Below are 21,606 nucleotides of genomic sequence, written 5' to 3'. Positions count from 1 at the left end.
GTCTTGTTGTCTTTGCCTGCGCGGCCCTGGGGCAGGGCTGCAAAAGCGCGTCATTTTAGGAAGGGACGCCGCTCTTGCTCGCAGCATGGGCTTTGCACCCTTTCGGTGCAGCGCGCCTGCCGGCTCAGTCCACCATGGACTGGTACACGCCCTCGCGCATCACCCAGCGGTAGGCAATGCGCTGGGCCATGGACTGCATCATGAGGATGGCGAACAGGTCCTCCTGCGGATCGATCCAGAAGAAGGTGCCGTAGATGCCGCTCCATGAAAAGTCGCCCACGCTGCCCGGCAGCGGGTTGAGGCCCGGCGCCGTGCGCACCGCAAAGCCCAGGCCGAAGCCCTGGCCCACCTCGGGCGAGGGCAGCTGGGCGCCGAAATACGCCATGTCCGGCCCCATGCGCACGCTGGCGGGCAGGTGGTTGGAGGTCATCAGCTCCACGGTCTTGCGCGAGACCAGGCGCACGCCGTCCAGCGTGCCGCCGTTGCGCCAGAACAGGCACAGCCGCGCGTAGTCGGCCATGGTCGAGACCATGCCACCGCCGCCCGACTCGAACATCATGGCGCGCGTGACCGGGGGGATGGGCGGCATCTGTTTCTGCGGCCCTTCGGGCTGGGGCCGCGCGGCGCGTGCGATCTCGCTGTCGGGCGCATGAAAGCCCGTGTCGGCCATGCCCAGCGGCCCGGTGATGTGCTCGCGCACGAAGGCGGCCAGCGTCTGGCCGCTGACCAACTCGACCACGCGGCCCAGCACATCGGTGGACATGCCGTATTCCCAGGTCTCGCCGGGCTGGGCCACCAGCGGCAGCTGCGCGAGCCTGGTGATGAACTGCGCATTGGTGAACTTGCCGCTGAACAGGCCCGCATCCAGGTACATCTTCTTGACGGGGTGCTCGGTGCCGGCGAATCCATAGGGAATGCCGGAGGTGTGGCGCAGCAGGTCCTGCAGCGTGATGGAGCGTGCCAGCGGCGCGCGCTCCAGGCCCACGCGCAGCGCGGCCAGCTCGGGCAGGTACTGCTCCACGGGCTCGATGATGGACAGCCGCCCCTGCTCGGCCAGCATCATGATGGCCAGCGAGGTGATGGGCTTGCTCATGGAGGCGATGCGGAAGATGGCATCGGGCCGCATGGCCGTGCCGGCCTCGGGGTCCAGCAGGCCGAAGCTCTCCAGGTAGGCCAGCTTGCCGCGCCGCGCCACCAGGGCCACGGCGCCCGGGATCTCGCCGGTGTCCACGCCGCGCTGCAGCCGGGCCGACAGGCGCGCCAGGCGCGCGCCGCCCAGGCCTACGGCTTCAGGGGAGTCGGCCCAGGGCAGGCCGGGGATGTGCAGGCGGTCGGTGCTGGTGGTCATGCTGTCTCCTCAGGTGCGATGGCAGGGATTCTGGAGACATGCAGGCGCAGGCGCTGTTCGGTGCGGGACAGCCGGCGCGGAGCGTGCACACGAAAAAAAGCCCGCCACGATGGGCGGGCCTGGTGGACCGGGTGGACCGGGCGTGTGGTCAGGCCAGCTTGGCCTTGAGCAGCTCGTTGACCTGCGCCGGGTTGGCCTTGCCCTTGGAAGCCTTCATGACCTGGCCGACCAGGGCGTTGAAGGCCTTGTCCTTGCCTGCGCGGTACTGCTCCACGTTGGCCGGATTGGCGGCGATCACCTCGTCGATGATCTTCTCCAGCGCGCCCGTGTCGTTCATCTGCTTGAGGCCCTTGGCCTCGATGATGGCGTCGACATCGCTGCCTTCACCGCTCCACAGCGCTTCGAACACCTGCTTGGCTGCGTTGTTGGAGATGGTGCCGTCGCCGATGCGCGCGATCAGCGCGGCCAGCTGGGCGCTGGAGACCTTGGCGGCCTCCATGCCGATTTCCTCGGTGTTCAGGCGGCGCGAGATCTCGCCCATGATCCAGTTGCTGGCCAGCTTGGGCGCATTGCAGGCCCGGGCCGTGTCCTCGAAGTAGGCGGCCATGGCCTGGCTTTGCGTCAGCGTGGTGGCGTCGTACTCGGGCAGGCCGTATTGCTCGACAAAGCGCGCGGCCATGGCGCGCGGCAGCTCGGGCATGTCGGCCCTGACCTGTTCCACCCACTCGGGCGCGACCACCAGCGGCGGCAGGTCGGGGTCGGGGAAGTAGCGGTAGTCGGCCGCGTCTTCCTTGGTGCGCATGGAGCGCGTCTCGCCCGTGTCGGGGTCGAACAGCACGGTGGCCTGCTGGATGCGGCGGCCGTCCTCGATTTCCTCGATCTGCCAGCGGATCTCGTAGTCGATGGCCAGCTGCATGTTCTTGAAGCTGTTGAGGTTCTTGATCTCGCGGCGCGTGCCCAGCGGCTGGCCGGGCTTGCGCACGGAGACGTTGGCGTCGCAGCGAAAGCTCCCTTCCTGCATGTTGCCGTCGCAGATGCCGATCCAGGTCACGATCTGGTGCAGCGTCTTGGCGTAGGCCACGGCTTCTTCCGTGCTGCGGATGTCGGGCTCGGTCACGATCTCCAGCAGCGGCGTGCCGGCGCGGTTCAGATCGATGCCCGACTGGCCGATGAAGTCCTCGTGCAGCGACTTGCCGGCATCTTCCTCCAGGTGGGCGCGCACCAGGCGGATGGTCTTCTTCTCGTCGCCGAGGAAGAAGGACACCTCGCCGCCCTGGACCACGGGAATCTCGAACTGCGAGATCTGGTAGCCCTTGGGCAGGTCGGGATAGAAGTAGTTCTTGCGCGCGAAGATGCTGCGCGGCGCAATGTGCGAGCCCAGCGCCAGGCCGAGGCGGATGGCGCACTCGACGGCCTTTTTGTTCATCACCGGCAGCGTGCCGGGCAGCGCCATGTCCACGGCGCAGGCCTGGGTGTTGGGCTCGGCGCCGAAGGCGGTGCTGGCGCGGCTGAAGATCTTGGACTGGGTGGCCAGCTGGGCGTGGGTCTCGAAGCCGATGACGACTTCATAGCCCTGGATGAGTTTCGCGGTCATGGGGTCTCAGATGCCCTTCGGAGCTTGAAGGTGGAAATCGGTGGCCTGCTGGAAGCGGTGGGCGGCGTTGAGCAACTGGCCTTCCTTGAAGTAGTTGCCGATCAGCTGCAGGCCCACGGGCATGCCGGCCTCGCCAAAGCCTGCGGGCACGCTCATGCCGGGCAGGCCGGCCAGCGATGCGGGCAGCGTGAAGATATCGGCCAGGTAGTTGGCCAGCGGGTCGCTCTTTCCGCCCAGCTGCCAGGCCACGGTGGGCGCGGCGGGGCCGGCGATCACGTCGCACTGCTGGAAGGCGGCCTGGAAGTCGTCGGCGATCATGCGGCGGATCTTCTGCGCCTGCAGGTAGTAGGCGTCGTAGTAGCCCTCGGACAGCACGTAGGCGCCGATCATGATGCGGCGCTTGACCTCGTCGCCGAAGCCTTCGGCGCGGGTCTTCTTGTACATGTCCACCAGGTCCGTGTAGTCCTTGGCGCGGTGGCCGAACTTCACGCCGTCGAAGCGCGAGAGGTTGGACGATGCCTCGGCCGGGGCCAGGATGTAGTACACGGGAATCGACAGCTCGGTGCGCGGCAGCGAGATAGGCACCAGGCGGGCGCCCAGCTTCTCGTATTCCTTGAGCGCGCCATCCACGGCGGCGCGCACGTCGGCCGACAGGCCTTCGCCGAAGAACTCGGCGGGGATGCCGATGCGCAGGCCTTCGATGCCGTCGTTCAGGCGGGCCGTGAAGTCCTCGGCGGGCACGTCCAGGCTGGTGGAGTCGCGGTCCAGGTCGGGGCCGCACATCTCGGACAGCAGCAGGGCGCAGTCCTCGGCGCTCTTGCCCATGGGACCGGCCTGGTCCAGGCTGGAGGCGAAGGCGATCATGCCGTAGCGGCTGGCGCGGCCATAGGTGGGCTTGATGCCCGTGATGCCGCAAAACGATGCGGGCTGCCGGATGGAGCCGCCCGTGTCTGTGCCGGTGACGGCGGGCGCCAGGCCGGCGGCCACGGCCACGGCCGAGCCGCCCGAGGAGCCGCCGGGCACGCGGTCCAGGTTCCAGGGATTGCGCACGGGCGCGGGTGCGTCGAAGCCCACGGGCGCGACGGCCGAGTTCTCGTTGGCCGAGCCCATGGCGAATTCGTCGCAGTTGAGCTTGCCCAGCGTCACGGCGCCGGCCTCGGCCAGGCGGGTGACCACGGTGGCGTCGAAGGGCGAGCGGTAGCCGGCCAGCATCTTGCTGGAGGCCGTGGTCGGGAAGTCGCGCGTGACGAAGATGTCCTTGTGCGCAATGGGCACGCCAGCCAGGCGGCCGCCCTTGCCTTGGGCAATCAGGGCGTCGGCAGCGCGGGCCTGGGCCAGAGTGGCCTCTTCGTCGATGCTGACGAAGGCGCCCAGGTTCTGGTGCGCCTGGGCGCGGGCCAGGAAATGCTGGGCGGCTTCGACGGCGCCGAGCTTGCGCTCGCGCAGCAGGGCCGACAGGGCCGACACGCCGAGCGTGTGCAGATCAGTGGTTTGCTGGGTCATGTATGGGATGCGGAAAACGGGGACGGATGCCAGGGGACAGGAAGCAGGGCGAGCGACGCCCGGCGCTCACTCGATCACCTTGGGGACCAGGAACAGGCCGCGCTCGACGGCCGGGGCGCTGCGCTGATTGGCGTCGCGCTGGTCGGGCTCGCTGGCAATGTCCTCGCGCAGGCGCAGGGCAATGTCCTGGATGGCGGCGACCGGATGTGACAGCGGGCTGACGCCCGAAGTATCCACAGCCTGCATCTTCTCCACGATGCCGAAAAAATCATTGAGCTGGCCTAGCATGCGCTCACTCTCTGCGGAAGAGAGCTCGAGCCGTGCGAGGTTCGCGATGCGTGCGATGTCTTGTGCGTTCAGTGCCATAGGAATTTTGAAGGGGGCAACGGGATGTAAACCCGCATTTCAAGCCCCGGCAGTACAAGTTATTCACAGGGGATACGGTATTATCTCGGCTTTGCCGCAAGACCCTCTCCGAGCTGGTCATTGTGCGAAAAGCCAACCCCATCCAGACTCCCTAACTTTCATCCCGGCGATGGCAGGCCGACGAGCATGCCGTGCCTGAGAGGACTCTCGTAATGTTCGGAGCTTTCCGTCGGTATTTCTCCACCGACCTTGCCATTGATCTTGGCACAGCCAACACCCTGATTTTCGCCCGCGACAAGGGCATTGTTCTGGACGAACCCTCCGTTGTCGCCATCCGCCACGAAGGCGGCCCGCATGGCAAGAAGGTGATCCAGGCGGTGGGCCGTGAAGCCAAGGCCATGCTGGGCAAGGTGCCCGGCAACATCGAGGCCATCCGCCCGATGAAGGACGGCGTGATTGCCGACTTCGTCATCACCGAGCAGATGATCAAGCAGTTCATCAAGATGGTGCATCCGCGCTCGGTGCTCACGCCCAGCCCGCGCATCATCATCTGCGTGCCCTGCGGCTCCACCCAGGTCGAGCGCCGCGCCATCAAGGACGCGGCCGAGGCGGCAGGCGCCACCTCCGTCTACCTGATCGAGGAACCCATGGCCGCCGGCATCGGTGCCGGCCTGCCGGTGTCCGAGGCCTCGGGCTCCATGGTGGTGGACATCGGTGGCGGTACCACCGAAGTCGGCGTGATCTCGCTGGGCGGCATGGTCTACAAGGGCTCCGTGCGCGTGGGCGGCGACAAGTTCGACGAAGCCATCATCAGCTACATCCGCCGCAACTACGGCATGCTGATCGGCGAGCCCACGGCCGAATCCATCAAGAAGAACATCGGCTCGGCCTTCCCCGGCTCCGAAGTCAAGGAGATGGAAGTCAAGGGCCGCAACCTCTCCGAAGGCGTGCCGCGCAGCTTCACCATCTCGTCCAACGAGGTGCTCGAAGCCCTGACCGACCCGCTCAACCAGATCGTCAGCGCCGTCAAGAACGCGCTGGAGCAGACCCCGCCCGAGCTGGGCGCCGACATTGCCGAGCGCGGCATGATGCTGACCGGCGGCGGCGCGCTGCTGCGCGACCTGGACCGCCTGCTGGCCGAAGAGACGGGCCTGCCCGTGCTCGTGGCCGAGGAGCCGCTGACCTGTGTGGTGCGCGGCTGCGGCATGGCGCTGGAGACCATGGACCGCCAGGGCAGCATCTTCACCAGCGACTGACGCGGCGCAGGCCGGGGCCCGTTGTCGCGGGCCCGGGCGGCAGCCGACCGACTGCAACGTTTTTCTTCTCCCTTCCGTGGTGACCTGCATGCTTGCCCTGCCTTCCTTCGCACCGGGCCCGGCCCGTGCTTTCCAGGCCGCAGCAAGTGCGGCAGGGCAGGCCCTGCCGCGCGGGAGGGGCGCATGAATCCCAACACCCTGGACCACTCGGCGCCCTCGCTGTTCAAGCGGCGGCCCTCGCGCGTCTCCCAACTGGCCATCTACAGCGCATTGGCGCTGTTTCTGATGGTGGCCGACGCGCGTTTCAGGATCACCGACCCCGTGCGCGTGGCCGTGTCCACCGTGCTGTACCCCGTGCAGTGGGTGATGCTCAAGCCGGTGGAGGCCGTGCACGACGCCAGCCGCTACCTGGGCTCGCTGGACGAGGCCCAGGCCCGGGAGCAGGGCGCGCGCAAGGAACTGGTGGCCATGGCCCAGCGTGCCTCGCTGGCCGACGAACTGATCCAGGAAAACGACCATCTGCGCGAGCTGCTGCAGCTGCGCGACCGCCTGACCACGCCCGGCACGGCGGCCGAAGTGGTCTACGACAGCCCCGACCTCTATACCCGCCGTGTGGTCATCGACCGCGGCCAGGTGGACGGCATCGCCCAGGGCTCGCCCGTGCTCGATGAAAAGGGCGTGGTCGGCCAGGTCACGCGCGTGTATCCGCTGCGTTCCGAGGTCACCCTGCTCATCGACCGCGACCAGGCCATTCCCGTCTTCAACCCGCGCACCGGTGCACGCAGCGTGGCCTATGGCGACCCGTCGCCGCTGCGCACCGGCGGCATCGAGCTGCGCTTCATGCCCAGCAATGCCGATGTGCAGGAAGGCGACCTGCTGACCACCAGCGGCGTCGACGGCCTGTACCCGCCGGGCCTGCCCGTGGCCAAGGTGGTCTCGGTGGAGCGCCGCGCGGACTCGGCCTTCTCCCGCATCTACTGCGAACCCGTGGGCCGCGTGCAGGGCGTGCGCCACGTGGTGGTGCTCAAGCCGCTGGACCGCGCCACGCATCCCGAGGCGGAAGGCGCTGCCGAACCCCTGCGTGCCGGCAAGGGCAAGGAAAAAGACAAGGGCAAGGAAAAAGACAAGCCCAAGGATGGCAAGGGCAAGGAAGCCGCCAAGGACGGCGGCAAGGCCGGCAAGGCAGATGCGCCGGCCACGCCTGCCGCACCCGCTGCTCCCGCCGCACCCGCCTCCGCCAGGAAGGAGCCCGCATGATCATGCCGCGCGGCCAGCAGCTGCTGCTGCCGGTCAATCCCCTGTTCATCGTCGTCAGCCTGCTGGCGGCGCTGGCACTCAACATGCTGCCCTTGGGACGCCAGGCCTGGCAACCCGACCTGCTCATGGTGCTGCTGGCCTTCTGGGCATTGAACCAGCCCCAGCGCGTGGGCATGGGCGTGGCCTTTTTGCTGGGCCTGTGCATGGATGTGGACCGCTCCTCCCTGCTGGGCCAGCATGCGCTGGCCTATGCGCTGCTGGTGTTCGCGGCCGGCGCCATGGGCCGGCGCCTGTCGTGGTTCTCCACGCCCGTGCAGGCGCTGCACCTGCTGCCGCTGTTTGCCGTGGTGCACGGCCTGCAGGTGCTGCTGCGCATGGTGGCCGGTGGCATCATGCCCGGCCCGCTGGTGGTCGTCGCGCCTTTGATCGAGGCCCTGCTGTGGCCCCTGGTCAGCGGCCTGCTGCTGGCGCCTCAGCGCCGCCCGCCGGACAGTGACGAGAACCGTCCCCTGTGAGGCTTGACGCGTGATGGAAATCCGCAATACAGAAGCCGAGCTGCAGCGATTCAGGCTGCGCGCATGGGTGATGAGCGTGGTGGTGCTGCTGGCCTTCGGGCTGGTGGTGGCGCGCTTGCTGGTGCTGCAGGTGCAGCGCCATGAGGAGCTGTCCGAGCGCGCCGAAAGCAACCGCACGGCCGTGGTGCCCATCGTGCCCAACCGGGGCCAGATCCTGGACCGCAACGGCGTGGTGCTGGCCACCAACTACTCGGCCTACACGCTGGAGATCATGCCCTCGCGCGCGGGCAACCTTGAAGAGACCATCGACAGCCTGGCCGAGATCGTCGAGATCACGCCGCGCGACCGGCGCAAGTTCAAGCGCCTGGTGGACGACTCCCGCAGCTTCGACTCCCTGCCCATCCGCACGCGCCTGACCGATGACGAGGTCGCGCGCTTTGCTGCGCAGCGCTACCGCTTCCCGGGCGTGGACATCAAGGCGCGGCTGTTCCGCACCTATCCCATGCAGGACACGGCCAGCCATGTCATCGGCTACATAGGCCGCATCAACCAGCGCGAGAAAGAGGCGCTGGAAGACTCCGACGACGCCGCCAACTACCGTGGCACCGACGTCATCGGCAAGCTGGGCGTGGAGCAGAGCTACGAAACCGACCTCCACGGCCAGACCGGCTGGGAGGAAATGGAAACCTCGGCCGGCGGACATGCCGTGCGCAAGCTCGGCAGCCGCCCCGCCACGCCCGGCGACAGCCTGGTGCTGTCGCTGGACATCAAGCTGCAGCGCATGGTGGAGGAGCTGTACGGCGACCGCCGCGGCGCCCTGGTGGCCATCGATCCGCGCAGCGGCGAAGTGCTGGCCATGGTCAGCCGTCCCACCTTCGACCTGAACCTCTTCGTCGATGGCATCGACCAGGAGAGCTGGACCACGCTCAACGAATCCATCAACCGCCCGCTGCTCAACCGCGCGCTGCGGGGCACCTATCCGCCGGGCTCCACCTACAAGCCCTTCATGGCGATTGCCGCTCTGGAGTCGGGCAAGCGCCGCCCGGACACCACCATCATGGACAACGGCAGCTGGACCTTCGGCGGCCACACCTTCCGCTCGGGCCACCCCAACGGGCCGACCAACCTGCGCCGCTCCATCATCAAGTCGTCCAACGTGTACTACTACATGCTGGCCAACGACATGGGCGTGGACATGATCCACGACTACATGAAGCCGCTGGGCTTCGGCCAGCTCACCGGCATCGATGTGCGCGGCGAGGCGCGCGGCGTGCTGCCCAGCACCGAGTGGAAGCGCAACACCTACAAGCGGCCCGAGCAGAAGAAGTGGTATGCGGGCGAGACCATCTCGCTGGGCATCGGCCAGGGCTACAACAACTTCACCATCCTGCAGCTGGCCAATGCCATGTCCACGCTGGCGGCCAAGGGCGTCAAGCACCGCCCCCACCTGGCCGTGGGCCGTGTCGATGCCGTCACGCAGCAGTTCTCGGCCATCAACAAGGACCCTGGCACCAGCATGGGCTACAAGCCCGAGAACGTGGAGGCCGTGCGCGCCGCCGTGGCCGCCGTGACGGTGGAGGGCACCTCGCGCGGCATCTTCGGCAACGCGCCCTACACCTCCACCGGCAAGACCGGCACGGCCCAGGCCGTGGGCGTGCGCCAGAACGAGAAGTACAACGCGGCACGCCTGTCCGAGTTCCAGCGCGACCACTCGCTGTACATCGCCTACGCGCCGGCCGACAACCCCACCATTGCCGTCGCTGCCATCGTGGAGAACGCCGGCTTCGGTGCCGCTGCCGCCGCACCGCTGGCGCGCCGCGTGTTCGACTACTGGCTGCTGGGCCGCTACCCCAGCCTGGAAGACATGGCCGCCATGCGCAAGGGCCAGGCCGGCGTCCCCATAGGCACCCCGCGCCGCGTCTCCGAAATCACGCTGGATGCGGAAACCGTGAACCTGCCCGGCCTGCCGCGCTATGAGCCGCCCGAGGCGCCGGTCCCCGTGCCCGCAGGCCGCCCGGCGGTGCTGTCGCCGCCTTCGGCTGCCGAGCTGGAGGATTGAGGCACGCTTGTGTGCCGCTGCAAGCGGGTCTGAGCCCTGCGCGGCAGATTCAGCGCTGCCAGGGATCGATGACCGTGACCCCGCAGTCCGCAAAGTCCCGCACATTGCGGGTGGCAAGGCTGGCTCCCCTTGAGCGGGCGATGGCCGCAATCATGGCGTCGAACTGGCTGATGGGTCTGCCGGACTGCCTTCGGGCCGCAGCGATCTACGCATAAGCGTCAGCGGCACCGTTGTCGAACTCCAGGACGCGGCCTGCCATATCGATGTCCAAGATGGCCTGCACTGCAGCCAGCAACCCATGCTTGCGCTGTCCCTGCGGCAACAGCAGGACGCCGTACAGCAATTCTCCGCGCGTGATGGCTGTGGTGAGCAAACTGGAGCGGGGCTGGCTGGCCAGCCGTTCCATGGCGCGCCTGTCGGGATCGGGGCGCAGAGCCTCGGACAGGACGTTGGTGTCGAGAATGATCACCGGCTGGCACCCAGCGGATTGCGAATGGGCTCGCGCTGCGCAAGCACCAGTTCAACGCCGCCCAGGGGCTCGACCCGGGCCCGGATGGAGTCGAACAGTGAATGCCCCTCCGCCGCATTGGCTGCGAGTGCCGCGCGCAAGATGTTGCGGGCCTCTTCTTCCATGGAGTGGCCGTGCAGGTCCGCCTGCAGACGCAGCCGGGCCTGCAGGTCTTCATCCAGATCGTGGATCGTCATGGTAGTCATGGCCAGGCTCCTTTCAGGTCAATGACGCATGGTAGTCATGGACACGCAAGGCGACAACGGCATGCCCCCTGCGCATGAGGGCACGCAAGGCGACGAATCAGGGCTTCGGCCTCAATGCCCCATGCGCCCGATGAACGCCGCGATCCGCTCGCTGGCCGGGTTGCCGAAGAATTCGGCCGGTGGCGCCTCGTGGGCGATGCAGCCCTGGTCGAAGAACATCACGCGGTCGGCGACCTCGCGGGCGAAGCCCATTTCGTGGGTGACCACGATCATGGTCATGCCGCCGCGTGCCAGCTCGCGCATCACGTCCAGCACCTCCTGCACCATCTCCGGGTCCAGCGCGCTGGTGGGCTCGTCGAACAGCATCACCTGCGGCTCCATGGCCAGGGCACGGGCAATGGCCACGCGCTGCTGCTGGCCGCCCGACAGCTGCCAGGGGTACTTGTGGGCGTGGGCCTGCATGCCCACGCGCTCCAGCAGGGCCATGGCCTTGGCATTGGCCTGGGCGCGCGGCGTTTTGTGGATGCGGCGCGGCGCCAGGGTCACGTTGTCCAGCACCGTCATGTGGCCGAACAGGTTGAACTGCTGGAACACCATGCCCACTTCGCAGCGCTGCTTTTGCAGCGTGGCTTCGTTGTCGGTGACTTCGACGCCGTCGATGGTGATGCGCCCGCCATCATGCGGCTCCAGCCGGTTGATGGCGCGCAGCAGCGTGGACTTGCCCGAGCCCGAGGCGCCGATGATCACCGTCACCTCGCCCGTGCAGAACTGCGTGGAAACGCCCTTGAGCACCTGGTGGCTGCCGAAGGACTTGGTGACCTTGTCGGCCACGATGTAGGGCATGCCCCGTGCCAGCTTGTCGGCGCTCATTTGTGGCGGCCCTCCACGTCGAAGCGGTACTCCACGGCAGCCGTGACCTGGGTCACCAGCGTGGTCAGCACCAGGTAGGTCACGCCCACGGTGACCAGGGTCTCCACGGGCTGGAAGGTGGCCGACTGGATGCGGTTGCCCACATTGGTCAGCTCCACCACGCCGATGGCGTACGCCAGCGACGAATCCTTGAGCAGGGCCACGAAGTTGCTCACCAGCGGCGGCAGCGAGATCTTGAAGGCCTGCGGGAACACCACGTCCATGAAGACGCGGCTGCGCGGCAGGCCCAGCGCGCGTGCGGCCTCGGCCTGGCCGCGCGGCACGGCCTGCAGGCCGGCACGCACGGCTTCGGCGTTGTAGGCGCCCACGTTCAGCGCCAGCGCAATGCAGGCGGCGGCGAAGTCGGGCAGGTTCAGGCCCGGGATCAGCACCGGCAGCGCGAAGTAGATGAACAGGATCTGCACCAGCAGCGGCGTGCCACGGATCGCCCAGACGTAAAAGCCTGCAGCCCAGCGCAGGGCGGCCGTGCGTGAGGTGCGCGCCAGCGCGGCGGCGATGCCCAGCACCAGGCCGGCGGCGCCGCTGGCCAGCGTCAGGTACAGCGTGGTGCGCGCGCCATCGGCGAAGGTGTCGGCATTGGAGCCTATGGGCTCGGGCAGCAGGGACAGCAACTGCCCCAGCAGCGAAACCACGAGCACCATCAGCAGCAGGGCCGTGACCAGGGTGGCGTTGCTGCGCTGCGAGCGGCTCCAGTGGGCGGGCCAGAGGACGGTAAGCATAGGTGGGCTAGAAACAAAAAGGCGCCCTGCAAGTGGGCGCCGGTCGGGCAGATCTGCCCGGGGCCTCAGTCAGGGCAGCGGATGTCTTCGTGGAAATATTTCTGCGACAGCTTGGCGTAGCTGCCGTCGGCCAGGGCGTCCTTGAAGGCCTTGTTCCAGGCGTCGGCCAGCGACTTGTTGTCCTTGGCCACGGCGGCGGCGATGCGCTCGACCAGCAGCATCTCGCCCTGCTTGAGCTGGGCATTGGGGTTCTTCTGCTGCAGTTCCTTGGCAATGAAGCGCTCGGTCACCCAGGCGTCCACCCGCTTGGACAGCAGCGCATTGCGCGCGGCCTCGTTCGTGGGGAAGTTGACCAGGCGCTTGATGCCGGTCACGTTCTTCTCCATGTACTGCAGATAGGTGGAGCCGGTCTGCACCGACACCGTCTTGCCCGCCAGGTCCTTGGCCGAACGGATGGCCGGGTCCAGCGACATCACGATGCCGCCCGAGCAGTAGTGGGGCTGGGTGAAGGTCACGGCCTTCTCGCGCTCGGGCGTGATGCCGTGCGAGGAAATCACCAGATCCCAGCGGTCCTGCTGCAGGCCGGTCAGCAGGGCGTCGAAGCTGATGGTCTTCCACTCGTACTTCACGCCCATCTTGCCGGCCAGCATCTGTGCCAGCTCGACCTCGAACCCGGTCAGCTGCTTGCCCTCGAAATGGGCAAAGGGCGCGTAATAGCCTTCGGTGGCCAGGCGCAGCGTGCCTTCCTTCTGGATGGCGTCGAAGGGGCGGGCCTGAACGACTGCGGCGGTCCACAGGGCCAGCGCGGCGGCGGCGATGACGGTAATGCGTTTCATGGAAGCTCCAGGAGGGCTGTCGCTCAGGACCTGACCCCGGCGCCGCAAGGGGGGGAAAGCGCCAACGCACGGATCGGTGCATGGCCATGGACGGCGGGGCCGATTGCGTGGCTGCGCGGCGGGTCGGGTGCAGCCGCTGGCAGGGGTGCGACATGCACCTGCCGCCGCAGCTCAAGGCGAAAAGTCGGCAATTATAGAAGGTTGCCGTCGCCGATGCCGATGGCAGGTGTTGCGGATGCCGCTGGCCTGCGTGCTCAGGCGATGAAGGCGTCGTAGCCGGTCTTGAGGATCAGCAGGCTCACCACGCCGATGAAGATGCCCCGCACGAAGCCCGTTCCGTGGCGCAGGGCCATGTGCGTGCCCAGCATGGCGCCCAGCACGTTGGCCACCGCCATGGGGACGGCCAGGTGCCACCAGATATGGCCCTTGAGCGTGAACAGCGCCAGCGCCGCCAGGTTGGTGGCCATGTTCAGCAGCTTGGCCGAGGCCGAGGCGTTCAGGAAGTCATAGCCCATCAGCCGCACGAACAGGAACACGAAGAAGCTGCCCGTGCCGGGGCCGAAGAACCCGTCGTAGAAGCCGATGGCCAGGCCGATGGCGCAGGCGATCAGCGTCTCGGCGCGGCCCGAATAGCGCGGCGTGTGGTTGCGGCCCATGTCCTTGCGCGCCAGCGTATAGACCAGCACGCCCAGCAGCACCAGCGGCAGCAGCTGGCGCAGGAAGTCGGGGGAGATCTGCGTGACGGCCCAGGCCCCCGCAAAGGAGCCCGCCATGCCCACGCAGGCGGCCGGCATCATCGTGCGCCAGGGCAATTGCACCTTGCGGCCGTACTGCCAGGTGGACATGGCCGTGCCCCAGACGGAGGCGCTCTTGTTGGTGCCCAGCAGGGTGGCCGGTGGTGCGGTGGGGAAGGTGGCGAACAGCGCGGGCAGCAGGATGAGGCCTCCGCCGCCCACGATGGCGTCCACGAAGCCGGCCAGCATCGAGGCCAGCGAGACGATGATCCATTCCATAGGGCGGCGATTGTCGCACCGCCACGGTGCCGCATCAGGCTGGCCGCAGGCATAAAAAAAGCGCCGGACTTGCCGGCGCTCTGGGAAATGCATCTTGGGATGCTATTTATGAATGTTGATCTGGTTGTGTACGAGTTGTCTCCTCGGCCCCTCTTGTGCAGCACTGTGGTACCGCGAGAGTGGATGGACTTTAATGGCCGCACCTGGGTGGTGCATCGGGGATTTCCCGCAGTTGCCGCGAAAGTGCGGGATTGCACCAGCAAGGGGCTGGGACGATGATTGCCGGTTGCCGGACGTTCAGCGCATGCGCAGCACCAGCTTGCCGAAAGCACCCCGCTCCAGATGCTCCAGGGCTGCCGGCAGATCGGCCAGCGCGTATTCGCTGTCGATCACAGGTTGCAGCTTCAGCCAGTCCACGGCACGCACCAGATCCTGCAGCGCACGCCGGTGTGCCACGCCGATGCCCTGAACGGTGGCGCGTCCCAGCAGCAGCGGATAGACCGAGCCGCGCAGCTCGTCGCCCTGCAGATTGCCGATCACCGACACGCGGCCTCCCTGTGCCAGGGCCGATAGTGAGCGGCCGAAGTTATCCCCCCCGGCCAGTTCCAGCACATGGTCGGCGCCGCGTCCTCCCGTGAGGGCGCGCACCTCGGCGGCCCAGTCCGGCGTGCGGTGGCGGTGGATGCCGTGGTCTGCACCCAGCTGTGCAGCCCGCGCCAGCTTGTCGTCGCTGCCCGAAACCACCACCACGCGCGCACCCTGGGCATGGGCGATCTGCATGGCGAACAGCGCCACGCCGCCCGTGCCCATGATGACCACGGTGTCCCCGGGCCGCGTGGGCGCGGACTCGGCCAGCGCGAACCAGGCGGTTGCGCCCGCGCACGTCAGGGTGCTGGCCTGCGCAAAGTCCAGCTGACGGGGCGCGGCGACCAGGTTGTCTTCGCCCAGCACCACGTATTCCGACAGCATGCCCGGCCCGGGCGAGCCCAGCGGCAGGCTGGTGCGCGGCTGCACGCCGTCCTGCCAGCCGCAGAAGAAGGTGCTGATCACGGCGTCGCCAACCGCGAACTCCGCGACGCCCGGGCCGATGGCGACCACCTCGCCAGCCATGTCCGAGCCGGGCACCAGGGGCAGGGCCGGCCCCATGCCCATGCCGTCGCGCAGGATCAGCAGATCGCGGTAGTTCAGCGATGCCGCATGCACGCGCACCAGTACCTGGCCCTGCCCGGGCTCGGGAATGGGGACTTGCACCAGCTGCAGGTTTTCATGGCCCAGGGCGGGCAGTTGCCATTGCTGCATGAATGGGGAAGACGCAGGCACGGTCATGGAAGGCGGTCCTTTCGAGGCAGATATCAAACAGGACTTCAGTCTATTGATTCCTCCATAATTGCATTGATTCAATTGAGGCTATGGTTTGTAGAATTTATGGAACCAATTGCAAATGACAGGCTGGCAGGCGTCAGCGCATTCGTCGCCTCGGCCGAGGCCGGCAGCTTCGCCCAGGCGGCCGAGCGCCTGGGCCTTACGCGCTCGGCTGTTGGCAAGGCCGTGGCGCGGCTGGAAGAGCGCCTGGGCGCGCGGCTGTTCGTGCGCACCACGCGCAGCCTGGGGCTGACCGAGGACGGCCAGATGTTCTACGAGCGCTGCGCGCAGGCGCTGGAGGACCTGGATGCCGCCCGGCACATGCTGGAAGCCGGGCGGCGGGAAGTGGTGGGCCGGCTGCGCATCAGCGCACCCGTGGTCTTCGGCCGCCACCACGTGGCTCCCTTGCTGCTGGAGCTGGCGCAGCTGCATCCGCGCCTGCGCATCGAGGCCAGCTTCACCGACCGCCAGCTGGACTTCGCCGATGACGGCATCGACCTGGCCATACGCAGCGGGGAACTGTCTGACAGCGACTGGCTGGTTGCGCGGCGCCTTGGCATGCAAACCATGGTGCTGTGCGCATCACCCGCCTATCTGCAGGTCCATGGCGCGCCGCGCAGCGTGGCCGACCTGGCCGGGCATCGCTGTATTGCCTATATGCGCAGTGGCCGCGCCGCCCCCTGGGGGCTGGCCGGTGAGGATGGATCGCTGGCCGCGCCCGTGCTGGAGCCGGCGCTGGGCTTTGACGACATAGAAACCATCGCCACGGCCACGCTGCAGGGCGCGGGCCTGGCCCACATGCCGCTGTGGCGGGTGCGCGGTGCGCTGGACAGCGGGGCGCTGGTGCGCCTGCTGCCCGACGTGCCGGCCGCGCGCATTCCCCTGCATGTGCTGTGGCCGCGCACGCGCTTTCTGCCCTACCGGCTGCGCGTGACCATCGATGCGCTGCTGGCGGCGATCCCGCCGCTGCTGCAGGAGCAGTCCTAGGCGGCCAGCGCAACGGCCGGTTCCGTGCTCTGCCGTGCCGGCTCCTGGCCCCGGCCCTGCCTGTCCGCAAGAATCCAGCCGGCGGCCTTCTCCGCCATCATCAGCGTCGGGCTGTTGGTGTTGCCACTGGTGATGCGCGGCATGGCGCCTGCATCGATCACGCGCAGGCCCTGTACGCCGCGCACGCGCAGGCGGCTGTCGAGCACGGCCATGGGGTCGTCGGCGCGGCCCATTCGCGTGGTCCCCACCGGGTGGAAGATGGTGGTGGCAATGTCGCCGGCCAGGCGGGCCAGGTCCTCGTCGCTCTGGTATTGCACGCCGGGCTTCCATTCCTCGGGGGCAAAGCGCGCCAGCGCGCTCTGGCTGACGATGCGCCGCGTCACGCGCAGGCTGTCGGCGGCCACCTGCCGGTCCTCGGGCGTGGACAGGTAGTGCGGCGCAATGGCAGGCGCCTGGCGGAAGTCCCCGCTGCGGATGCGTACCGTGCCCCGGCTGGTGGGGTTGAGGTTGCAGACGCTGGCCGTGAAGGCCGGAAAACCGTGCAGCGGCTCGCCGAAGGCGTCCAGCGACAGCGGCTGCACGTGGTACTGGATATTGGGGTGCGCCTGCTGGGGGCTGCTGCGCGTGAAGGCGCCCAGCTGCGAGGGCGCCATGCTCATGGGGCCGCTGCGGCGCAGCAGGTACTCCAGGCCGATGCCGGCCTTGCCCCACAGCGAATTGGCCATGGTGTTGAGCGTGCGCGCCCCCTTGATCTTGTAGACCGAGCGGATCTGCAGATGGTCCTGCAGGTTCTCGCCCACGCCGGGCAGGTCGTGGCGCACGGCGATGCCGTGGCCTTGCAGCAGCGCCCCCGGGCCTATGCCCGACAGCTGCAGGATCTGCGGGGAGTTCACGGCGCCCGCGCACAGCAGGACCTCCTGGCTGGCCTGCACATCGACCATTTCCGAGCCGGTCCAGACCTGTGCGCCGCTGCAGCGCAGGCCGCCGGCGGGCAGCGGCTCGAACAGCAGCCGGCTGACCTGGGCATGGGTCCACAGCTCGAAGTTGGGGCGGCCATAGCAGGTGGGCCGCAGGAAGGCCTTGGCGGTGTTCCAGCGCAGGCCGCCCTTTTGGTTGACCTCGAAGTAGCCCACCCCCTCGTTGCTGCCGCCGTTGAAGTCCTCGGTGGCCGGAATGCCGGCCTGCTGGGCGGCTTCGGCAAAGGCATCCAGGATGTCCCAGCGCAGGCGCTGCCGCTCCACGCGCCATTCGCCGCTGCCGCCTGTGCCCGTGCCGCCGTGCAGGGCGCGAAAGCGCGCATCGGCGTTGCCCCCGGCGTCCAGCCGCCAATGGCTTTCATGCTGGCGAAAGGCCGGCAGCACCTGGTCCCAGCGCCAGGCGTCGTCGCCGGTCAGCTCGGCCCAGCCGTCGTAGTCGCGGGCCTGGCCGCGCATGTAGATCATGCCGTTGATGCTGGAGCAGCCGCCCAGCGTCTTGCCGCGCGGATAGCGCAGGCTGCGGCCGTTGAGCCCTTCGTCGGGTTCGGTCTGATACAGCCAGTCGGTGCGCGGATTGCCGATGCAGTACAGGTAGCCCACGGGGATGTGGATCCAGTGGTAGTCGTCCTTGGCGCCCGCCTCGATCAGCAGCACGCGGCTGCGGCCGTCGCGCGAGAGCCTGTTGGCCAGGAGGGCGCCTGCCGTGCCGGCGCCGATGACGATGTAGTCGAAGGTGGTATTGCTCATGGAGATGGGCGGGCGTCCGCTGCGGGCCGGAACGTCCTTGGGAGCCGGGGTTGGTGCTTCGGCCCATTGTGCGGACGGCATGCGCACTGTCGAGAGGGAAAGCGCGCTGGACTCCTTTTTTCGCAGCAGCGCATGCAGCAGCGATGGCGGTCCCACTGGTTTTTTGATAAAAATTGCACGCGTAGGGCAAAGCCGTCGCGCACACGGCGTTGCGGGGCAATCTGCGGGCCGCGCCGCTCGGTTATCCTGCGGTCTTGGCGGGCGTGCCACCGTGCCTGCCCGCGCGCCTCGGCCCCGCCTTCGCAACCCCCAAGGACTTCCCGCACTTGTCTGCCCTCAACAATCCCCCCCAATGCAGCCTGCGCCGTGACAACGACGGCCAATGGGCGTTGCTGACCGGCTCCTGGGGCGCGGCCGAGCTGGGCCGGCGGGCGCAATGGCGCAGGCTGCGTGCACAGCTGGCCGACGCCAAGGGCGATGACCTGGGCTGGAACCTGCAAGGGCTGGACTGGCTGGACCACGTGGGCGCGCAACTGCTGTGGAACCACTGGGGCCGTCGCCTGCCCGCGCGCCTGGCGGCCAGCGACGCGCAGCGCGCCATGCTCGACCGCGTGGCCCGTTTTTCCAAGGAGCCTGCACCGCCGGCCCCGCGCCTGAGCCTGCTGGAGCACATCGACAGCCTGGGCTGCCTGGTCATCAACGCCTGTGGCCATTTCGCACAGCTGACGCGGCTCATCGGCCAGTTGCTGATCGACCTGGTGCGCTTTGCGCGTGCCCCGCACCGGGGGCCCTGGCGCGACATTTCCGGCCACCTCTACTCCATGGGCGCCACGGCCCTGCCCATCACGGCCCTGGTGGGCTTCCTGATCGGCGTGGTGCTGGCCTACCTGATGGCGCTGCAGCTGCGCCAGTTCGGGGCGGAATCCTTCATCGTCAACATCCTGGGCATCTCGCTGATCCGCGAGCTGGGCCCGCTGCTGGCGGCCATCTTGGTGGCGGGCCGCACGGGCTCGGCCATCACCGCCCAGATCGGCGTGATGCGCGTCACCGAAGAGCTGGACGCCATGCAGGTCATGGGCATACCGCACGGCTTTCGCCTGGTGCTGCCGCGTGCGCTGGCGCTGGCCATTGCCATGCCGCTGGTCTCGCTGTGGACCACGCTGGCCGCGCTGGCCGGCGGCATGCTGGCCGCCGACCTGACCATGGGCGTCACGGGCGCCTACTTTGCCGAGGCGCTGCCTGCCGCCGTGAAGATCGGCAACCTCTGGATCGCCATGGGCAAGTCCGTGGTCTTCGGCGCCCTCATCGCCTTGATCGGCTGCCACTGGGGCCTGCGCGTGGAGCCCAATACGCAGAGCCTGGGCAAGGGCACGACGGCCTCGGTGGTGTCGGCCATCACCATGGTCATCGTGGTGGATGCGATCTTCGCAATCCTTTTCAAAGATGTCGGAATCTGATGGCCATGGACACCGAAACCTCCTCCACGCCCGCAGCCGACGAGCCCATCGTGCGCATCGCCGGGCTGTGGAGCGTGTTCGGCGAAGGCGAGAACGCCTTTGCCGTGCACCAGGACCTGGACCTGGATGTGCAGCGCGGCGAGATGCTGTCCATCGTCGGCGGCTCGGGCACGGGCAAGACCGTGCTGCTGCGCCAGATGCTGGGGCTGCTGGAGCCCACCAAGGGCCGTGTCGAAGTGCTGGGCCGCCCGGCCAGCGAAATGGGCCGCGAGGGCGCCGCCAGCCGCGTGGGCATGCTGTTCCAGCACGGGGCGTTGTACTCGGCCTTCAGCGTGCTGGACAACGTGGCCTTCGCGCTGCGCGAGCAGGGCACGCTGCCCGACGAACTGGTGCGCGACGCGGCCCTGGTCAAGCTGCAGATGGTGGGCCTCAAACCCGAGCATGCCTCGCGCATGCCGGCCGATCTCTCGGGCGGCATGATCAAGCGCGTGGCGCTGGCGCGGGCGCTGATCATGGACCCGCCCCTGCTGCTGCTCGACGAGCCCACGGCCGGCCTGGACCCCACCAGCTCCGACGAATTCTGCGAACTGCTGCGCGAGCTGCGTGCCGAGCTGGGCCTGACCGTCATCATGGTCACGCACGACCTGGACACGCTGTTCGCCCTGTCCTCGCGCGTGGCCGTGCTGGCCGAGAAGAAGGTGCTGGTCAGCGGCCCGCCGCGCGAGGTGGCCGAGTTCAAGCATCCGTTCATCGAGCATTTCTTCCAGGGCGAGCGCGGCAGGCGCGCGATGAGCACGGTATGAGAAGCCCCCCTGAGTCGCTTCGCGCCTTCCCCCCTCTCGCTTTGCGGGGGGGGACGACACCCTCGCGGCGGGGCGGCCCTTGCTCGGTGTCCCTTGCCTTGGGGTGCGCCGGTTTTGAAGGCCGCGCTCTGAGTGCTGGCCCTGGGGGCTGTGGCCCCATGCCTTGTTTTGCTGGGCTCAACGTTATGGACCATTGATATGGAAAACAAATCACATGCCATGGCGGCCGGCATTTTCGTGCTGGTCGTGGCGGCCCTGCTGGCGGGACTGGCGATCTGGCTGACGCGCGATACGCGGCAGTACAACGAGTACGAGCTGTCCACCAAGGATGGCATCAGCGGCCTGCAGGCCCAGGCCGCCGTGCGCTACAAGGGCGTGGCGGTGGGCAAGGTCACGCGCATCGGGTTCGATCCGCAGACCAATGGCAATGTGCTGATCCGCATCGCCATCGGCGTGAACACGCCCATCACGCCCACCACGTTCGCCGTGCTGGGCTACCAGGGCGTCACGGGCCTGGCCCATGTGCAGCTCGATGATGCGGACCAGCCCCAGCCCCAACTGCCCCCGGGCCCCAGCGGCCTGCCGCGCCTGCCGCTGCGCTCTTCGCCCCTGAGCATGCTGGCCGACCAGGGGCAGGTGCTGCTGGAGCGCGCCGATGAAATCTCGCGCCGCCTCAGCGACATGCTGGACACCGACAACCAAAAGCGCGTGAGCCAGGCGCTGGAGAACATTGCTGCCGCTGCCGCAGGCGTGCAGCAGCTCACGCAGAACCTGGACCGCACGCTGTCCACCCAGGTGCCGCAGCTCGCCGCCGACGCCCACAACACCCTGCAGTCGCTGGAGAAGGCCAGCAACGGAGCCGCTGCCGTGGCGTCCGAGCTGCAGCAGACCGTGCGCCGCGTGAACGCGCAGGACGGGCCGCTGGAGCAGATCGCCCAGAGCACGCGCGCACTGACCCGCATGGCCGATTCGCTGGGCCGCAGCACGGTGCCGCACGCCAACCGAGCGGCCGATGATGTCTCGCGCGCCGCGCGCCAGATGGGCACGGCCGCCAGCCGCTTCAGCGACAACCCGCAGGCCGTGATCTACGGGCCGGGCCAGGCCCGTCCGGGGCCGGGCGAGCCCGGCTTCGTCGCCCCGTCTGCAGCCACCCAGCCCTGACC

Annotated in this window: 20 protein-coding genes; 8 read left to right on the top strand and 12 right to left on the bottom strand. The window is 68.1% G+C overall.

Annotated elements, in window-relative coordinates; all coding sequences use genetic code 11:
- Positions 1-124: 124 nt before the first annotated feature.
- From ACF8NF_RS12150 to gatC, 4 genes are all read right to left on the bottom strand, one after another.
- Positions 125-1,348, bottom strand: a complete 1,224-nt coding sequence (locus tag ACF8NF_RS12150) for a serine hydrolase domain-containing protein (protein ID WP_392450653.1) — start codon at positions 1,346-1,348, stop codon at positions 125-127.
- A 148-nt stretch (positions 1,349-1,496) separates the two neighbouring features.
- Positions 1,497-2,942 (bottom strand): Asp-tRNA(Asn)/Glu-tRNA(Gln) amidotransferase subunit GatB, encoded by a 1,446-nt coding sequence (gatB, locus tag ACF8NF_RS12145; protein ID WP_343740793.1) that lies wholly within the window; start codon positions 2,940-2,942, stop codon positions 1,497-1,499.
- 6 nt (positions 2,943-2,948) lie between these two features.
- Positions 2,949-4,445, bottom strand: coding sequence for an Asp-tRNA(Asn)/Glu-tRNA(Gln) amidotransferase subunit GatA (gene gatA / locus ACF8NF_RS12140; RefSeq protein ID WP_016448551.1), 1,497 nt, complete (start codon positions 4,443-4,445; stop codon positions 2,949-2,951).
- A gap of 66 nt (positions 4,446-4,511) precedes the next feature.
- Positions 4,512-4,811 (bottom strand): Asp-tRNA(Asn)/Glu-tRNA(Gln) amidotransferase subunit GatC, encoded by a 300-nt coding sequence (gatC, locus tag ACF8NF_RS12135; RefSeq protein WP_016448550.1) that lies wholly within the window; start codon positions 4,809-4,811, stop codon positions 4,512-4,514.
- Positions 4,812-5,023: 212 nt separating this feature from the next.
- Here gatC and ACF8NF_RS12130 point away from each other — a divergent pair, with 212 nt between their 5' ends.
- From ACF8NF_RS12130 to mrdA, 4 genes are all read left to right on the top strand, one after another.
- Entirely contained in the window at positions 5,024-6,067 is a 1,044-nt protein-coding gene (locus ACF8NF_RS12130) for a rod shape-determining protein (protein ID WP_012202293.1), read from the top strand.
- A gap of 183 nt (positions 6,068-6,250) precedes the next feature.
- On the top strand, positions 6,251-7,324 hold the full coding sequence (gene mreC / locus ACF8NF_RS12125; protein ID WP_392450652.1) for a rod shape-determining protein MreC: 1,074 nt from the start codon (positions 6,251-6,253) through the stop codon (positions 7,322-7,324).
- On the top strand, positions 7,321-7,839 hold the full coding sequence (gene mreD / locus ACF8NF_RS12120) for a rod shape-determining protein MreD (RefSeq protein ID WP_016448548.1): 519 nt from the start codon (positions 7,321-7,323) through the stop codon (positions 7,837-7,839). Before mreC ends, mreD begins: the two co-directional genes overlap by 4 nt.
- A 13-nt stretch (positions 7,840-7,852) precedes the next feature.
- Positions 7,853-9,898, top strand: a complete 2,046-nt coding sequence (gene mrdA, locus ACF8NF_RS12115; protein ID WP_016453588.1) for a penicillin-binding protein 2 — start codon at positions 7,853-7,855, stop codon at positions 9,896-9,898.
- Positions 9,899-10,103: 205 nt separating this feature from the next.
- On the opposite strand, the gene ACF8NF_RS12110 is transcribed toward mrdA, so the two are convergent.
- From ACF8NF_RS12110 to ACF8NF_RS12080, 7 genes are all read right to left on the bottom strand, one after another.
- Positions 10,104-10,367, bottom strand: a complete 264-nt coding sequence (locus ACF8NF_RS12110; RefSeq protein WP_392450651.1) for a PIN domain-containing protein — start codon at positions 10,365-10,367, stop codon at positions 10,104-10,106.
- On the bottom strand, positions 10,364-10,612 hold the full coding sequence (locus ACF8NF_RS12105; RefSeq protein ID WP_016453586.1) for a hypothetical protein: 249 nt from the start codon (positions 10,610-10,612) through the stop codon (positions 10,364-10,366). The genes ACF8NF_RS12110 and ACF8NF_RS12105 overlap by 4 nt, the downstream gene beginning before the upstream one ends.
- Before the next feature lie 111 nt (positions 10,613-10,723).
- Positions 10,724-11,482: an amino acid ABC transporter ATP-binding protein gene (locus ACF8NF_RS12100; RefSeq protein WP_016448544.1), complete on the bottom strand. Its 759-nt coding sequence runs from the start codon at positions 11,480-11,482 to the stop codon at positions 10,724-10,726.
- Positions 11,479-12,261 carry an amino acid ABC transporter permease gene (locus ACF8NF_RS12095; protein WP_016448543.1) on the bottom strand — a complete coding sequence of 261 codons (783 nt, stop codon included), beginning with the start codon at positions 12,259-12,261 and terminating at the stop codon, positions 11,479-11,481. Before ACF8NF_RS12095 ends, ACF8NF_RS12100 begins: the two co-directional genes overlap by 4 nt.
- A gap of 65 nt (positions 12,262-12,326) precedes the next feature.
- On the bottom strand, positions 12,327-13,097 hold the full coding sequence (locus ACF8NF_RS12090) for an ABC transporter substrate-binding protein (protein ID WP_392450650.1): 771 nt from the start codon (positions 13,095-13,097) through the stop codon (positions 12,327-12,329).
- Positions 13,098-13,351: 254 nt separating this feature from the next.
- The gene (locus ACF8NF_RS12085) at positions 13,352-14,110 is read right to left on the bottom strand and encodes a sulfite exporter TauE/SafE family protein (RefSeq protein WP_392450649.1); all 759 of its coding nucleotides are present in this window, start codon (positions 14,108-14,110) and stop codon (positions 13,352-13,354) included.
- Between the two features lie 297 nt (positions 14,111-14,407).
- Positions 14,408-15,436, bottom strand: coding sequence for an NAD(P)-dependent alcohol dehydrogenase (locus ACF8NF_RS12080; RefSeq protein WP_016448540.1), 1,029 nt, complete (start codon positions 15,434-15,436; stop codon positions 14,408-14,410).
- Between the two features lie 99 nt (positions 15,437-15,535).
- Here ACF8NF_RS12080 and ACF8NF_RS12075 point away from each other — a divergent pair, with 99 nt between their 5' ends.
- Entirely contained in the window at positions 15,536-16,459 is a 924-nt protein-coding gene (locus ACF8NF_RS12075) for a LysR substrate-binding domain-containing protein (RefSeq protein ID WP_392450648.1), read from the top strand.
- On the opposite strand, the gene ACF8NF_RS12070 is transcribed toward ACF8NF_RS12075, so the two are convergent.
- Positions 16,456-18,183 (bottom strand): GMC family oxidoreductase, encoded by a 1,728-nt coding sequence (locus ACF8NF_RS12070; protein WP_016448538.1) that lies wholly within the window; start codon positions 18,181-18,183, stop codon positions 16,456-16,458. The genes ACF8NF_RS12075 and ACF8NF_RS12070 overlap by 4 nt on opposite strands.
- A gap of 326 nt (positions 18,184-18,509) precedes the next feature.
- On the opposite strand from ACF8NF_RS12070, the gene ACF8NF_RS12065 reads away from it, so the two are divergent.
- From ACF8NF_RS12065 to ACF8NF_RS12055, 3 genes are all read left to right on the top strand, one after another.
- Positions 18,510-19,640, top strand: a complete 1,131-nt coding sequence (locus tag ACF8NF_RS12065) for an ABC transporter permease (protein ID WP_016448537.1) — start codon at positions 18,510-18,512, stop codon at positions 19,638-19,640.
- Positions 19,640-20,443 (top strand): ABC transporter ATP-binding protein, encoded by an 804-nt coding sequence (locus ACF8NF_RS12060; RefSeq protein ID WP_016448536.1) that lies wholly within the window; start codon positions 19,640-19,642, stop codon positions 20,441-20,443. The genes ACF8NF_RS12065 and ACF8NF_RS12060 overlap by 1 nt, the downstream gene beginning before the upstream one ends.
- Before the next feature lie 198 nt (positions 20,444-20,641).
- Positions 20,642-21,604, top strand: a complete 963-nt coding sequence (locus ACF8NF_RS12055) for an MlaD family protein (protein WP_016448535.1) — start codon at positions 20,642-20,644, stop codon at positions 21,602-21,604.
- Positions 21,605-21,606 lie beyond the last annotated feature (2 nt).

The sequence above is a fragment of the Delftia sp. WSY_22 genome (assembly GCF_043104185.1).
GTDB classification, from domain to species: domain Bacteria; phylum Pseudomonadota; class Gammaproteobacteria; order Burkholderiales; family Burkholderiaceae_C; genus Comamonas; species Comamonas tsuruhatensis.
The sequence above is the reverse complement of the archived record's forward strand: the minus strand, read 5'-3'. Positions and strand labels throughout refer to the sequence as shown.

Excerpts from the sequence above, each read along its gene's own strand:
- ACF8NF_RS12150 (WP_392450653.1), bottom strand. The coding sequence starts at position 1,348 with ATGACCACCAGCACCGACCGCCTGCACATCCCCGGCCTGCCCTGGGCC.
- gatB (WP_343740793.1), bottom strand. The coding sequence starts at position 2,942 with ATGACCGCGAAACTCATCCAGGGCTATGAAGTCGTCATCGGCTTCGAG.
- gatA (WP_016448551.1), bottom strand. The coding sequence starts at position 4,445 with ATGACCCAGCAAACCACTGATCTGCACACGCTCGGCGTGTCGGCCCTG.
- gatC (WP_016448550.1), bottom strand. The coding sequence starts at position 4,811 with ATGGCACTGAACGCACAAGACATCGCACGCATCGCGAACCTCGCACGG.
- ACF8NF_RS12130 (WP_012202293.1), top strand. The coding sequence starts at position 5,024 with ATGTTCGGAGCTTTCCGTCGGTATTTCTCCACCGACCTTGCCATTGAT.
- mreC (WP_392450652.1), top strand. The coding sequence starts at position 6,251 with ATGAATCCCAACACCCTGGACCACTCGGCGCCCTCGCTGTTCAAGCGG.
- mreD (WP_016448548.1), top strand. The coding sequence starts at position 7,321 with ATGATCATGCCGCGCGGCCAGCAGCTGCTGCTGCCGGTCAATCCCCTG.
- mrdA (WP_016453588.1), top strand. The coding sequence starts at position 7,853 with ATGGAAATCCGCAATACAGAAGCCGAGCTGCAGCGATTCAGGCTGCGC.
- ACF8NF_RS12105 (WP_016453586.1), bottom strand. The coding sequence starts at position 10,612 with ATGACTACCATGACGATCCACGATCTGGATGAAGACCTGCAGGCCCGG.
- ACF8NF_RS12100 (WP_016448544.1), bottom strand. The coding sequence starts at position 11,482 with ATGAGCGCCGACAAGCTGGCACGGGGCATGCCCTACATCGTGGCCGAC.
- ACF8NF_RS12095 (WP_016448543.1), bottom strand. The coding sequence starts at position 12,261 with ATGCTTACCGTCCTCTGGCCCGCCCACTGGAGCCGCTCGCAGCGCAGC.
- ACF8NF_RS12090 (WP_392450650.1), bottom strand. The coding sequence starts at position 13,097 with ATGAAACGCATTACCGTCATCGCCGCCGCCGCGCTGGCCCTGTGGACC.
- ACF8NF_RS12085 (WP_392450649.1), bottom strand. The coding sequence starts at position 14,110 with ATGGAATGGATCATCGTCTCGCTGGCCTCGATGCTGGCCGGCTTCGTG.
- ACF8NF_RS12080 (WP_016448540.1), bottom strand. The coding sequence starts at position 15,436 with ATGACCGTGCCTGCGTCTTCCCCATTCATGCAGCAATGGCAACTGCCC.
- ACF8NF_RS12075 (WP_392450648.1), top strand. The coding sequence starts at position 15,536 with ATGGAACCAATTGCAAATGACAGGCTGGCAGGCGTCAGCGCATTCGTC.
- ACF8NF_RS12070 (WP_016448538.1), bottom strand. The coding sequence starts at position 18,183 with ATGAGCAATACCACCTTCGACTACATCGTCATCGGCGCCGGCACGGCA.
- ACF8NF_RS12060 (WP_016448536.1), top strand. The coding sequence starts at position 19,640 with ATGGCCATGGACACCGAAACCTCCTCCACGCCCGCAGCCGACGAGCCC.
- ACF8NF_RS12055 (WP_016448535.1), top strand. The coding sequence starts at position 20,642 with ATGGAAAACAAATCACATGCCATGGCGGCCGGCATTTTCGTGCTGGTC.